This is a genomic window from Mesorhizobium sp. M1B.F.Ca.ET.045.04.1.1 (assembly GCF_003952465.1).
Lineage (GTDB): Bacteria > Pseudomonadota > Alphaproteobacteria > Rhizobiales > Rhizobiaceae > Mesorhizobium > Mesorhizobium shonense.
Window position 1 is genome coordinate 4,288,822 of record NZ_CP034448.1, and the last position, 13,453, is coordinate 4,302,274.

At 63.4% G+C, this 13,453-nt stretch carries 16 protein-coding genes; 11 read left to right on the forward strand and 5 right to left on the reverse strand.

The features are described from left to right. From EJ071_RS21110 to EJ071_RS21150, 9 genes are all read left to right on the forward strand, one after another. Positions 1-774 (forward strand): thiazole synthase, encoded by a 774-nt coding sequence (locus tag EJ071_RS21110; RefSeq protein WP_126099615.1) that lies wholly within the window; start codon positions 1-3, stop codon positions 772-774. After that, positions 771-1,376, forward strand: coding sequence for a thiamine phosphate synthase (locus EJ071_RS21115; protein ID WP_126099616.1), 606 nt, complete (start codon positions 771-773; stop codon positions 1,374-1,376). Before EJ071_RS21110 ends, EJ071_RS21115 begins: the two co-directional genes overlap by 4 nt. Next, positions 1,367-2,119 (forward strand): hydroxymethylpyrimidine/phosphomethylpyrimidine kinase, encoded by a 753-nt coding sequence (locus tag EJ071_RS21120; RefSeq protein ID WP_126099617.1) that lies wholly within the window; start codon positions 1,367-1,369, stop codon positions 2,117-2,119. The genes EJ071_RS21115 and EJ071_RS21120 overlap by 10 nt, the downstream gene beginning before the upstream one ends. 143 nt (positions 2,120-2,262) lie before the next feature. Continuing rightward, positions 2,263-4,824 (forward strand): FAD-dependent oxidoreductase, encoded by a 2,562-nt coding sequence (locus EJ071_RS21125; RefSeq protein WP_126099618.1) that lies wholly within the window; start codon positions 2,263-2,265, stop codon positions 4,822-4,824. An 89-nt stretch (positions 4,825-4,913) separates the two neighbouring features. Further along, positions 4,914-5,762: a DUF1194 domain-containing protein gene (locus EJ071_RS21130; protein WP_126099619.1), complete on the forward strand. Its 849-nt coding sequence runs from the start codon at positions 4,914-4,916 to the stop codon at positions 5,760-5,762. 127 nt (positions 5,763-5,889) lie between these two features. Then, the gene (locus tag EJ071_RS21135) at positions 5,890-6,231 is read left to right on the forward strand and encodes a beta/gamma crystallin-related protein (protein ID WP_126099620.1); all 342 of its coding nucleotides are present in this window, start codon (positions 5,890-5,892) and stop codon (positions 6,229-6,231) included. A gap of 158 nt (positions 6,232-6,389) precedes the next feature. Next, on the forward strand, positions 6,390-7,337 hold the full coding sequence (locus EJ071_RS21140; protein ID WP_126099621.1) for an ABC transporter substrate-binding protein: 948 nt from the start codon (positions 6,390-6,392) through the stop codon (positions 7,335-7,337). Between the two features lie 64 nt (positions 7,338-7,401). After that, positions 7,402-8,175: an ABC transporter permease gene (locus tag EJ071_RS21145; protein ID WP_126102657.1), complete on the forward strand. Its 774-nt coding sequence runs from the start codon at positions 7,402-7,404 to the stop codon at positions 8,173-8,175. Next, positions 8,172-8,978 (forward strand): ABC transporter ATP-binding protein, encoded by an 807-nt coding sequence (locus tag EJ071_RS21150; protein ID WP_126099622.1) that lies wholly within the window; start codon positions 8,172-8,174, stop codon positions 8,976-8,978. Before EJ071_RS21145 ends, EJ071_RS21150 begins: the two co-directional genes overlap by 4 nt. A gap of 5 nt (positions 8,979-8,983) precedes the next feature. Here the strand turns inward: EJ071_RS21150 and EJ071_RS21155 are convergent, their stop codons facing one another. Beyond that, on the reverse strand, positions 8,984-9,922 hold the full coding sequence (locus EJ071_RS21155) for a GlxA family transcriptional regulator (protein ID WP_348628162.1): 939 nt from the start codon (positions 9,920-9,922) through the stop codon (positions 8,984-8,986). Between the two features lie 238 nt (positions 9,923-10,160). On the opposite strand from EJ071_RS21155, the gene EJ071_RS38630 reads away from it, so the two are divergent. After that, positions 10,161-10,466 carry a hypothetical protein gene (locus tag EJ071_RS38630; RefSeq protein WP_189521147.1) on the forward strand — a complete coding sequence of 102 codons (306 nt, stop codon included), beginning with the start codon at positions 10,161-10,163 and terminating at the stop codon, positions 10,464-10,466. Between the two features lie 256 nt (positions 10,467-10,722). Here the strand turns inward: EJ071_RS38630 and EJ071_RS21165 are convergent, their stop codons facing one another. After that, entirely contained in the window at positions 10,723-10,908 is a 186-nt protein-coding gene (locus EJ071_RS21165) for a hypothetical protein (RefSeq protein WP_040969852.1), read from the reverse strand. Between the two features lie 219 nt (positions 10,909-11,127). Here EJ071_RS21165 and EJ071_RS21170 point away from each other — a divergent pair, with 219 nt between their 5' ends. After that, positions 11,128-12,027 carry a LysR substrate-binding domain-containing protein gene (locus EJ071_RS21170; protein WP_126099623.1) on the forward strand — a complete coding sequence of 300 codons (900 nt, stop codon included), beginning with the start codon at positions 11,128-11,130 and terminating at the stop codon, positions 12,025-12,027. 1 nt (position 12,028) lies between these two features. Here EJ071_RS21170 and EJ071_RS21175 read toward each other — a convergent pair whose 3' ends face one another. The 3 genes from EJ071_RS21175 to EJ071_RS21180 form a co-directional block, all read right to left on the reverse strand. Next, the gene (locus EJ071_RS21175) at positions 12,029-12,994 is read right to left on the reverse strand and encodes an alpha/beta hydrolase (protein ID WP_126099624.1); all 966 of its coding nucleotides are present in this window, start codon (positions 12,992-12,994) and stop codon (positions 12,029-12,031) included. A gap of 63 nt (positions 12,995-13,057) precedes the next feature. Continuing rightward, positions 13,058-13,228 (reverse strand): hypothetical protein, encoded by a 171-nt coding sequence (locus tag EJ071_RS38635; RefSeq protein WP_189521149.1) that lies wholly within the window; start codon positions 13,226-13,228, stop codon positions 13,058-13,060. Beyond that, on the reverse strand, positions 13,228-13,413 hold the full coding sequence (locus EJ071_RS21180; RefSeq protein WP_059187048.1) for a hypothetical protein: 186 nt from the start codon (positions 13,411-13,413) through the stop codon (positions 13,228-13,230). Before EJ071_RS21180 ends, EJ071_RS38635 begins: the two co-directional genes overlap by 1 nt. Positions 13,414-13,453: the final 40 nt, after the last annotated feature.

A 13,453-nucleotide genomic window follows, 5' to 3' on the forward strand; every position in this document is an offset into this window, starting at 1 on the left:
ATGTTCGACCTTCTTGGAACCCAACTGCCTTCGCGCCTGCTTCTCGGCACTGCCCAGTATCCTTCGCCGGCCATCCTGGCCGAAGCGGTCAAGGCGTCGGGCGCCTCGGTGGTGACGGTATCGCTGCGCCGTGAAATGGCGGGCGGCAGGGGCGGCGAGAAATTCTGGTCGCTGGTTAACTCGCTCGGCGTGAGGATCCTGCCCAACACCGCCGGCTGTCATTCCGTAAAGGAAGCCGTGACGACCGCGAAGATGGCGCGCGAGGTTTTTGGCACGTCCTGGATCAAGCTCGAAGTGATCGGCAGCCATGACACGCTTCAGCCGGACGTGTTCGGCCTGGTCGAAGCCGCCCGCATCCTGTGCGAAGACGGTTTCACGGTGTTCCCGTATACCACCGACGATCTGATCGTCGCCGAGCGGCTGCTCGGCGCGGGCTGCAAGGTCCTGATGCCGTGGTGCGCGCCGATCGGTTCGGCGCTCGGGCCGGTCAACATCATGGCGCTGCGCTCGATGCGCGGACATTTCCCCGATGTTCCGCTGATTGTGGATGCGGGGCTTGGACGGCCGTCGCACGCGGCAACCGTCATGGAACTCGGCTTTGACGCTGTGCTCCTGAACACCGCGGTCGCCAAGGCGGCCGATCCGGTCGGCATGGCGCGCGCTTTCAGCAAGGCGGTCGAAGCCGGACGCGAGGCCTTCGGTTCGGGATTGATCGAGCCGCGCGATGTCGCCGTGCCATCGACGCCGACATTCGGCAGGGCGGTTTTTTCATGAAGCTCGATCCCTTTTATCTGATCGTCGACAGCGCCGCCTGGATCGAGCGGCTGGTGCCGCTTGGCGTGAGGCTGGTACAGCTCCGCATCAAGGACATGGACGAGGACGGGCTGCGCATGGAGATCCGCAAGGCAAGAACCTTGTGCGCCCGACACCGTTGCCAGCTCATCATCAATGATCATTGGCGTCTGGCGATCGAGGAGGGCTGCGACTTCATCCATCTTGGCCAGGAGGATCTGCAAACCGCCGACCTTCCGGCGATACAGGCGGCCGGCGTCAGGCTCGGACTGAGCACGCATGATGATGCCGAGCTGGAAACGGCCGTTGCGGCGGAGCCCCACTACGTTGCGCTCGGCCCTGTCTATCCCACCATCCTGAAGAAGATGAAATGGGCGTCGCAGGGGCTGGAACGGATCCGCGCATGGAAGGACCGGATCGCGCCTCTCCCGCTGGTCGCTATCGGCGGTCTCAATCCCGAGCGGCTCGACGGCGTTTTCGCAGCCGGCGCCGACAGCGCGGCGGTGGTCACGGACATAACGCTGAATTCCGATCCCGAAGCGCGCACCAGAGAATGGATCGAAAAGACGCATCAATGGCGCTGAACCGGGAGCTGCATGTGCTTGTCGTCGGCGGATCGGATTCCAGCGGGGGGGCCGGTATTGCGCGCGATATCGAGACGATCTCCTCGATCGGCCTGCGGACCTGTCTCGCCGTGACCGCCGTGACGGTGCAGACACATGGCGCCGTAAAGGACATCCTCCATCTGCAACCCGGCCTGGTCGCCGATCAGATGCGAGCAGCGTTGCAGGCCAACGAGGTGGCGGCCATCAAGATCGGCATGCTCGCAAACGCCTCAATCATTGCCGCCGTTGCCGGCGTGCTGAACGAAAATCCGCGGATACCGGCAGTATTGGATCCGGTACTGGCGTCCTCGTCAGGCAGGCCGCTGGTGGAACCGAATGCCATAGACGTCATGAAGCGTGACCTCATGCCGCTTTGCCGTCTGGTTACGCCGAACCTCATTGAGCTGGCGGTGCTGACCGGTTCGGCCGTGAACGACGAAGAGGTGCTGCGGCAGGGGAGGCGATTGCTTGCGGCTGGGCCGCAGGCGCTGCTGCTCAAGGGCGGTCACGCGGCAGGGGCAAGATCAACCGACATCCTGTTGAGCCCCGACCGGGAACCCGTTCGCTTCGACATGCCTCGCCTTGCCGGATCGATGCGCGGAACCGGCTGCATGTTGGCCAGCGCGATCGCCGCACATCTGGCCAAGGCGAAGTCGCTTGAGGATAGCGTGCGCGCAGCCAAGCAGCGTGTCTTCGAGAAGCTCATGGAGGCTTCCGCCTAGTTCCGGCGCAATTGCTGGCGCCTGGGGAAGCGCGTTCGTTCGTCAGGGTCGCTCGGCTCTTTCGCAATGTCGCAAACAGGCTTCAATCCTCCCACTGCTCCGCCTTATAGTCCGCCCGCTTTTTCACTTTGGAGTCGCGGGCCATGGCAGAGTTTCCGAAAAAGGCGAAGGTCGTCATCGTCGGTCTGGGCGGTATTGTCGGCGCGTCGGTCGCCCATCACCTGATCGAGCGCGGCTGGAACGACATCGTCGGCATCGACAAGTCGGGCATCCCGACGGACATCGGCTCGACCGCGCACGCTTCGGACTTCTGCTATACGACCAGCCATGATTTTCTGTCCTGCTGGACGACGCTCTATTCCATCGATTTCTACGAGAAGATGGGCCACTACGCCCGTATCGGCGGCCTCGAGGTCGCGCGCGTCGGCGACGATGGCCGCATGGACGAGATCAAGCGCAAGATCGCTTCGGCCAAGGCGTTCGGAACACGCGCGCGGCTGATCGAACCGGCCGAGATCAAGAAGAAGTTCCCGCTGATCGAGGAGCACATGGTGCAGGGCGGCCTGTGGGACCCGGATGCCGGCCTCGTCATCCCGCGCTCGCAGACGGTGGCCGGCAAGCTTGTCGACCAGGGTGTCGCCTCCGGCAAGCTCAATGCCTTCGCGAACACCTCGGCCAAGTCGCTGATCGTCGAGGATGGCCGCATCAAGGGCGTGGTGACCGAGCGCGGCACGATCGAGGCCGACTATGTGGTCGTCTGTACCGGCATATGGGGCCGCTTGACTGCGGCACTGGTCGGCGAGGACCTGCCGGTCATGCCGATCGACCATCCGTTGACCTTCTTCGGCCCCTACAACGAGTTCGCCGGCACCGGCAAGGAGATCGGCTGGCCGCTGCTGCGCGATCAGGGCAATTCGGCCTATATGCGCGACACCGGCGATCCCAAGACCGCCGAGGGCGGGCAGATCGAGTGGGGCTATTACGAGGAGACCAATCCGCGTCTGTGCCACCCGCGCGACCTGCTCGAGAAGGACCAGGCGCGGCTGTCGCCGTCGCAGCGCGACCTCGACATGGAGCAGATCATGGCGCCGCTCGAGCGCGCCATGGAGCTGACGCCGATTCTCGGCGAACTCGGCTACAACGAAGGCCATTCTTTCAACGGGTTGCTGCAGGTCACCACCGATGGCGGCCCGTCGATGGGCGAAAGCCAGAAGGTGAGGGGGCTGTGGTATGCCGTGGCCATCTGGGTCAAGGACGGCCCGGGTATGGGCAAGCTCATTGCCGACTGGATGACCGACGGCCGCACCTCGATCGACCATCACGCCATCGACTATTCGCGCTTCTACCCGCACCAGACGAAGGAAGAGTTCATCTGGGATCGCTGCACCGAGACGGCGATGAAGGTCTACAATCCGGCGGTTCATCCGCGCGAGCCGTTCTCCAAGGGCCGCAACGTCCGCCGCTCGCCGTTCTGGGAGCGCGAGAAGGAGCTGGGCGGCTATTTCATGGAACTGGGCGGCTGGGAGCGCGCCCACGGCTATGCCGCCAACGAGCATCTCCTGGAAAAATACGGCAACCGCGTGCCGGTGCGCGAGAACGAGTGGGACAACCGCCATTTCTGGCGCGTCTCCAACGCCGAGCATCTGGCGATGAGCGAGGATTGCGGCATCGTCAACCTCTCGCACTTCTCGATGTATGACGTCGAGGGACCCGACCATGTCGCGCTGCTCGAATGGCTGTGCGCGGCCAAGATCGGCGGCGACAACAATATCGGCAAGGGCATCTACACCCACTTCCTCGACGAGGAAGGCATGGTGCGCGCCGACTTCACCGTCATCCGCATGGCCGACCGCTGCCGGGTGATCGACGGCGCCGATGCCGGCCCGCGCGACTTCCGCTACATGCAGCGCACCGCGCAGGACAAAGGTTTTGATGTCACCGTCACCGATGTGACCGAGAAATATGTCACTATAGGTATCTGGGGCCCGAATGCGCGCACGACCCTGCAGAAGGTGGTCGAGGAACCGAACGGGCTGACGCCGGAGAACTTCCCCTTCGCCGCAATCAAGCCGATCCGCATCGCCGGCAAGGACGTCACCGCCTTCCGCATCTCCTATGTCGGCGAGCAGGGCTGGGAGCTGCATATGCGCTACGAGGACGGGCTTGCGGTCTGGGACGCGCTGCGCTCCACCGGCGTCATGCCTTTCGGCGTCGAGACCTATGCCAACACGCGTCGCATGGAAAAGAGCCTGCGGCTGCAGAACGCCGATCTCCTGACCGAATACAATCTGCTCGAAGCCGACCTCGCCCGTCCGAAGGTTAAGGAAAACGACTTCTGCGGCAAGGCCAAGCATCTGGAATACCGCGCCCGCGAGCACCAGCCGGCGATGCTCTGCACGCTGGTGATGACCGAGAACACCGATTCCAAGGGCGTCGCCCGCTATCCGGTCGGCATCATGCCCGTGCTTGATCCGGCAACCGGCGAGACGCTGGTCGACGAGCTCGGCCGCCGCTCCTTCACCACCTCGGTCGCCTACGGTCCGACGATCGGCAAGAACATCGCGCTTGCCTACCTGCCCTGGACGTATGCCCAGGAGGGTCGCAAGCTCAATGTGGAATATTTCGGCGAGACCTATCCGGTCGAGGTGGCCGGCGTCGGCTACAAGCCGCTTTACGACCCTGAGAACCTCAAGCCGCGAAGCTGAGCGCGTTCTCGTCTGAACACGCAAAAAGGCCCGGTCGACGCCGGGCCTTTTTACTTTGTTCATGCGCGATTATCGCCTACCCTTGCGTCATGTCCGCTTTCGGCCGAACAGGGCATTGGCTTTCCGGCGCCGCCGCATTGGCGCTGCTCGTTGGCCTGACAGCGCGATCAACCGCGGCCGAGCCGGTCGACGTCCAGCTGGTGCTGGCGGTCGATGTCTCGCTCTCGATGTCGCCGGCCGAACTCGAGATCCAGCGTCATGGCTATGCGGCGGCACTGACGCATGACAATGTGCTCAAGGCCATCGCCGACGGCGTCTATGGCAAGATCGCGGTCACCTATGTCGAGTGGGCCGGCACCAGATGGCAGCGGGTCGTCGTGCCATGGACGGTGATCGCCAATCGCGCCGATGCCGAACGGGTCGTCGCGCAGCTCAATGCGCATCCGCCGGACAGCGCGCGACGCACCTCAATTTCCGGCGCGCTGACATTCGGCAGCGACCTTTTCGCCGAAAGCGGTTTTCAGGGCACCAAGCGCGTCATCGACGTTTCGGGCGACGGACCCAACAACCAGGGCGCGCCGGTCGATATCACGCGCGACGAGGTGGTGAAGCAGGGCATCACCATCAACGGACTGCCGCTGATGACAAGGGGCGGTTTCAGCGGCGTCTTCGACGTCGACAATCTCGACCGCTACTACAGCGACTGCGTCATCGGCGGTCCCGGCGCCTTCATGATCCCGGTCAATGACTGGACTCAATTCCCGGAAGCGATCCGCCGCAAGCTGGTGCTCGAGCTTGCCGGTCCGGCCTCGCCGCAATGGGCGGCGGAAGAGGCGGCTCACCCGCCGGTCTTGCTCGCCGACGACAGGCCGGCCGCCGATTGCCTGGCCGGCGAAAAGATGTGGCGCAACCGCGGCTGGATGCTGGACAGCCGCTGACCGCCGGCAATGGCAGACCAGAGGGGGGCGACCAGAGTGGCGCGGACTTGCTTCCTCGCGCGGCACGATGGCAAAATATGGTGGGGCCGGCGCCATCGCGCAACGCGATCAAATGAGGAAGCATCACATGAAACGTTTGGCCATCCTGACGGCACTTGCGTCGACAATATTTGCCGGCAGCGCCAGCGCCCAATTTTACGGCGAAGCGGCCTGCGTGCTGTTCGAGAATGCAAACTTCCGCGGACGTTCGCTCGAAATGGGCCCCGACGATGCCGTCAATTTCCGGGGCGGGTTTTGGAACGATCGCGTCTCCTCGGTGCTCGTGCGCCGGGGCTGCACGCTGGTCGCCTATGAGAATTCAGAAAGGCGCGGCCGCTCGATCGAGCTCAACCGCAGGGTCCGCGATTTCGGAGGCTCCGGCTGGAACGACCGCATCTCGTCGGCCGAGTGCTATTGCGACCGATATTGAAGCCGGTGTCGTTCCTAGCGCGCGGCAGCACCGGTCCGGCGCGCAAGGCGCTTCCCCGCGCTGAGCTAGACCATGGTCCATGACCGATCCTGTTTCATTGACAAGCCTTTTGGGCTCTGTGAGACAATTTCTTCTCACCACATAAAAGGGGAACCTCAATGAACAGGACCAGCATTTTCGCGGCGGCTCTGACGGCTGTTGTCGGATCGGCGCCGGCCATGGCCGCCACGTCGCTCACCATCGGCATCAGCGGCTGGACCGGCTTCGCGCCGCTGACTTTAGCCAAGCAGGCTGGCATTTTCGAGAAACATGGGTTGAACGTCACGCTGAAGAAGGTTCCGCAGGCAAGCCGGCCGCTGGCGATTGCCAGCGGCGACCTGCAATGCGCGGCGACCACGGTCGAGACGTGGATGGTGTGGAACGCCAGCGGCGTCACCACCAAGCAGATCTTCCAGCTCGACAAATCCTACGGCGCCGACGGCATCGTCGTGCGCAACGACATCAAGACGGTCGCCGACCTCAAGGGCAAGAATGTCGCCTCGTCCGCGCCCGGCACGTCGCCCTATTTCCTGCTCGCCTGGGTGCTCAACAAGAACGGCATGTCGACCAAGGACGTGACGGTCGTCAACCTGGAGCCGGACGCGGCGGCGCAAGCCTTCCTCGCAGGCCAGAATGATGCCGCCGTCACCTACGAGCCCTTCATATCCGCTGTGCGCGGCAAGGCCGACCAGGGGCACATCCTGGCGACCACGCTCGACTATCCGATGGTTTTGGACACCGTCGGCTGCACGCCGGATTTCCTCAAGGCCAATCCCGATGCCGCCAAGGCGCTGGCCGACAGCTATTTCGACGCGCTCGACATGATCAAGAAGGAGCCGCAGAAATCCTACGAGATCATGGGCGCCGACGTGAAGCAGTCGGCCAAGGAGTTCGAGGACTCGGCCAAATACCTGAAATGGGCCGACCGCGAGGAGAACAAGCAGTTCTTCACCAAGGATTTCCAGGACTTTTCCAAGACCGCGGCGGAGCTATTGCTGCAGATGGGATTGATCAAGGAAGCGCCCGACGTGACGACGCTTGCCGACACCAGCGCGGTGGCCAACTGATCGCGCATTCCCCGATCGGCGGCGGCACGCCGCCGATCGCTCCTTTCAAGGGCTTTCCCTGATGCTGCGTCCCTTGCATCCCGTTCCGCCGGGCACTCGAACCGTGCTCGGCATCGCCTTCTTCGTGCTCTTCGTGGCGTTCTGGGCCTGGATTACGCTCGGCGGCCATGTGAACCGGATCTTCCTCGCCGACCCGCTGTCGATGTTGACGGACGGCTGGCGACTTTTGGTCGAGGACCGTTTCTGGCTCGACATCCTGATCACCATCTGGCGCGTCTTCGGCGGCTTTGTGCTGGCTTCGATCGTCGCCGTGCCGATCGGCATCGCGATGGGCGCCTGGAAGCCGGTCGAGGCATTCCTCGAGCCGTTCGTGTCCTTCGCCCGCTATTTGCCGGCATCTGCCTTCATCCCGTTGCTCATCCTCTGGGCCGGCATTGGGGAACTGGAAAAGCTGCTGGTGATCTTCGTGGGCTCGGTCTTCCAGATCATCCTGATCGTCGCGGTCAAGGTCGGCAGCACAAGGCGCGACCTGGTCGAGGCGGCCTATACGCTGGGCGCGACCGACAACGGCATCGTCAAGCGCGTAATCATGCCGGCCAACGCGCCCGAGATCGCCGAGACGCTGCGGCTCGTGCTGGGTTGGGCATGGACCTATGTCATCGTCGCCGAGCTGATCGGCTCGTCATCGGGCATCGGCTACATGATCATCAACAGCCAGTCGCGGCTGGCGACCGGACAGATCATCTTCGGCATCATCGTCATCGGCCTGATCGGGCTTTTGTCCGACTTCGCCTTCAAGGCGCTCAACCGCCGGCTCTATCCATGGAGCCTGGCGTGAGCAAGCTTGTCATCGAAGGCGTCTCGCGGACCTTTGGCGGGGTGAGGGGCGGCCAGCCGGTGCAGGCGCTACAGCCTGTCGACCTCGCGGTCGCGGCCAATGATTTCATCACCATCGTCGGCCCGTCAGGCTGCGGGAAATCGACCTTGCTCAGGATCGTCGCCGGGCTGGAGGCGCCGAGCACCGGCCGCGTGCTGCTCGACGGCAAGGCCGTCACCCGGCCGGGGCCGGATCGCGGCATGGTGTTCCAGTCGTACACGCTGTTCCCCTGGCTGACGGTCGCCGAAAATATCGGCTTCGGCCTGCGCGAGCGGGGCATGCCCGAGCGCGAGCGCAACGACATCGTCGCTTCCTATGTCGATCTCGTCGGGCTGAAGGGTTTCGAGAACCATTGGCCGAAACAGCTTTCGGGCGGCATGCAGCAGCGTACGGCGATCGCGCGCGCTTTAGCCAACGACCCGGCGATCCTTTTGCTCGACGAACCGTTCGGCGCGCTGGACAACCAGACCCGCGGGCTGATGCAGGAATTGCTGCTCGGCATCTGGGAGCGGCGCAAGAAGACGGTGCTGTTCGTCACCCACGATATCGAGGAAGCGATCTTCATGGCCTCGCGCGTGATCGTGATGACGGCACGGCCCGGCCGCATCAAATCCGACGTGCCGGTCGAGCTGCCGCACCCGCGCCACTACACGCTGAAGACCAGCCCGGAATTCTCGGCGCTCAAGGCGCGGTTGACCGAAGATATCCGCATCGAGGCCATGCGGACGGCGCAGACGCAGCCCGCCCAAGCAGCCGCCACCTGACTGGCTCAAGCCGCCAGCAACTGCTTGCGGTCGACGCGTTCCTGTTGCGGCGAGCGGGCGTAGAGCTCGCGGTAGCATTTGGAGAAGTGCGAGGCCGAGACGAAGCCGCAGGCCACCGCCACCTCGACCACCGGCATCGACGATTGGATGAGCAGATGCCTGGCGCGGTCGAGCCGGATCTCGAGATAGTAGCGGGCAGGAGAACGGCCCATCTCGGTGCGGAAGAGGCGCTCGATCTGCCGCCGCGACAGATCGACGTGGTCGGCGATCTCGATCAGCGACAGCGGCTCGGAGAGGTTCGCCTCCATCAGTTCGATGATCGTCAGCACCTTGGAATTCTGCACGCCAAGGCGCGCCCGCAACGGCAGGCGCTGGCGATCGGTCGGACTGCGCACGCGGTCGGTCAGCACCTGCTCGCAGACGCGGTTGACGAGGCTTTCGTCGAAGTCGTCGCCGATCAGCTTCAGCATCATGTCAAGCGCGGCTGTGCCGCCGGCGCAGGTGTAGACGTTCTGGTCGACCTCGAAGAGGTCGGCAAAGACATTGGCCTTCGGGAAGGCCTCCGAAAAGCCCGGCAGGTTCTCCCAATGGATGGCGCAGCGCTTGTTGGACAGGAGGCCCGCAGCCGCCAGGATATGGGCGCCGGTGCACAGGCCGCCGACGGCGACGCCGCGATTGTACTCCTCGCGCAGCCAGGCGAAGGCCGACTTGTTGTGGTAGCGCTCGACATTGATGCCGCTGCAGACGATCGCCATGTTCGGCCTATCCGGCCCGGCCATCTTCCTGCGCTCTTCCTCCAGCGAGGTGTTGACGGCGCATTCGACGCCGTTCGAGGCGCGCACCGGCTTGCCGTCGATGCTGGCCAAACGCCAGCTATAGGCCTCGTAGCCGAGCATCCGGTTGGCCGAGCGGAGCGGGTCGAGCGCCGTCGCGAAGGCGATCATGGTGAAGTCGGGGATGAGGAAGAATACAAACGATCTCTTGATCGGGTGCTTTACGGCATTCACGGGAAACCTCACGCGGCCATGACGCGAACAGAATGTCGCGAACAGCATAGCGTCATCAGGAAAAACCATTCCTGTCAATCGGGTAGGCGGCTAAGTGAAGATTAAATTTGCGACACGGGTCGCAAATGGGCAATTGGTCCCAGGCCGGCGCCTCCATCCATGCAACGAAAGCCTGATGAAAATGAAAAACGCCGCCTCGGCAGGGCCAGGCGGCGTTGAATTCCTTCAGCGCGACGGCAGCGAATACCGTCTGAAAGCGGCTGTCTCAGGCAACGAAGCCGAGGCGAGCAGCGGCCATGGCGCCGGTCTGGCCGGGCATGGTCTTGGCAAGACGCTGACGCTCGAGAGCGGTCGTCAGGTTCATTTCGCGGCGGGTGAACAGGCGGGCAAAGAGCTTCATCATCATCTCCATTTGGTTGCTCAGACGGGTCGCCTTCGCTTAATGGAGTGGGGCAGCTCGTTTTGGCTGGCTGTGATATAGGCTTGCTTCAGCCAAAACTAAATCGCAAAAACGAAGCGCTTGTTATGAAAAGCGACATCAATTGCGACATCTTTGGGCGACGTGCCCGAAATTTACCATTTTTTACAAAGCGTTAAGTGGGAGACCGCTGCGCTATGCGAGTGGTTCATATGCGTCATGCGCTATCGGCATGGCTGGAAAACTTGTTTGAATACAAACAAAAAGGCCTGCCGGTCTGACACCTCGGCAGGCCTTTAGTACTTGATACACACTTTATCTACTTTGCTCCGGCCCATGTTCCGACGCCGAGGCGCACACCGGTCTTGGCATCGGCGGCTTCCGGCCAGCCGATATCCTTCTGCAGTTCGATGGGCAGAGCATGGATTGCGCGTTCGGTCTGGTAGCGGGCGCGGGCCGCGCTGAATTCGGTCGCGAGCCGACCGATGGATGACAGGATAGACATTTCTTTCTCCTCTATGCGGGCTGGGAGGCCGCCCGGCAATGCGTTACGTCAGGTCTGTTTCAGCTTCATTTCATGTCGACTGCAGGTCTGTGTCTGGTCGTTTGATGGCTGCATTTGGCAGCATCCTGCATCGATCGAGTTGACTATGCGCCCGAACTGATGTTCAATCAAACGAAATGGGATGATCGTTTGCATCAGAAAAATTGAAGGCAAGCTCCAATGAACGCCCCGCTTAACCATCCTCTGCCGCTGCTCGACCTCGACGTGCTGCGCACCTTCGTGGCGATCGCCGAGACCGGCAGCTTCACCACCGCCGCCAATGCCGTGTTCCGCACCCCCTCGGCCGTCTCCATGCAGATCAAGAAGTTGGAGGACATCCTCGGCCGTTCCGTCTTCGCGCGCGACGCGCGCTCGGTGACGCTGACCACCGATGGCGAGATGCTGCTCGGCTATGCCCGGCGGCTTTTGTCGATCAACCGCGAGGTGGTGTCGAAGTTCATCATTCCCGACATTGTCGGCGTGGTGCGGCTGGGTTCCCCGGACGATTATGGCGAACGTATCCTGCCGCACGTCTTGAAGCGCTTCGCGCAGTCGCATCCGTCGATTGCCGTCGACGTCACCATCGACCAGAGCGTCAATCTGCGCCGCCGCATGGACGACCGCGCGCTCGACATCACGCTGCTCACCAATTCCTACAAGACCAGCGCGGTCGGCGCCGAGGTGCTGCTCACCGAGCCGATCGTGTGGGCCGGCGCCAAGGGTGGCTGCGCGCATCTGCGCGAACCGCTGCCGGTGTCGCTGTGGGAAGAGGGCTGCGCCTGGCGGGCCGGCGCCCTGGAAGCGCTCGGCCGCGAGGGCCGCAACTACCGCGTCGCCTATATGAGCGCCCATACGGCCGGCCAGCGCGCCGCGATCATGGCCGATCTCGCCGTCGCGCCGCTGCCGAAGTCGTTCCTCGGCGACGATATGGTGGAGCTAGGCCAGAAGGACGGCATGCCGGATATCGGCACCTACAACCTCGCCATGGTCGTGGCGCCGGATGCCAGCGCGCCGGTGAAGGCGGTCGCCGATCACATCCGCGCGACCTTCGAACTGTTCCGCGAAACCGGAAAATTCTGAGCTATTCGGCCGCCGGCGCAGGCCGCGCCGCGTAGGCAGTTCCGGTCCGGCGCGGTGCGTAGGCGCGTTGCGGTGCCGGTTCGCCTGTGAGGAAATCGACAATGCTGTCGCGTGCGCGCCGCGCTTCCGGCATCTCGATCAGCGGCCAGACATGGAACATGCCTTCCTCATAGACCACGTCGACCTCGACGCCTGCGGCGCGCGCCCGTTCGGCGAAGATCAGATTGTCGGGGCTGAGCAAGTCATGCGAGCCGGTGAGCAGCAGCGTCTTCGGCAGCACCGAGAGATCGCCATAGAGCGGGCTGATGTGCCAGTCGGAGCGGTCGATGCCGGCGCTGTAGAGCCGGATCGCCTCGAGCCCGCCGGCAATGCCGAGCCACGGATCGCGGCGCTCCGCCTCGAACACCTCCGGATTGGACAGCGACATGTCGAGGCCGGGCGAGATCAGCACGTGGCGCGATGGTGAAGGCAGCCCTTTCTCGGCGGCCATCATAGTGAGCACGACGGCCATGTTGCCGCCGGCGGAATCGCCCATGAAGACGATGTCCTCGGCATTGGTCTCTTCGAGCATGCGCCGATAGACCTCGCCGACCATGCCGAACATGTCATGGAAATTGTGCTCCGGCGCGATCGGATAGATCGGCACGGTGACGCCGAAGCCCAGCCGCTCCGCCATCTCGGCGATCAGCACCCAGTGATAGGACGTGATTTGAAAGACGAAGGCGCCGCCATGCATATAGAGGATGCGCCGACGCTCGTCGGCCTTTGGCGCGATCTCATAGACGGGAAAACCGTCGACGCTGGTCTCGGCGATGCCCAGCCGTGCCTTCAGCAAGGCTGGCGGGTGATAGTCCTCGGTCTTGCGGGCGTAGGCAATCCAGCGCTGCAAATTCTCGGGGCTGGAAAAGGCCTTCTTGCGGCCGTGCCTGAGAATGAACGAGACGACGTGGCTTTTCAAACTGGGCATGCGGATACACGGACTTCGGCCGAGCCGACTAAGAGAATTCCCCTATTATCCGAAGATTGTACCTCAGTTAAAAATGTCAAGGTTCGCCGCGGGCACATCGACGTGATGCAACGGGCGGCCGCCTCGCCGTCGACCCGGCAGCAGCGCGGCGCGCAGCTTGTTGTCGCCGGTCGCCGAGGCCGCCCGCCGGCCCCGGCGCCTGCCGAGCAGCTTGCATTTGTCGGCGAAGGTCATCAGCGCGGCGTGCCCAGAAGCAGCGCATGGAGGGCTGCCTGCGGGTCGCTCGGCGGCGAGGCCGGCCAGCCAATATCCTTCTGGACATGCGCCGGCAGGTCGTTGAGCGCGCGGATCGCCTTGTTGCGGGCGTGGGCCTGCCTGATGGTGACGCCAAAACGGCCGAGATTATCGAACATCGACATTGTGGTTCCTCCGGAAGATCGCGCCGGCCTGAAGACATTT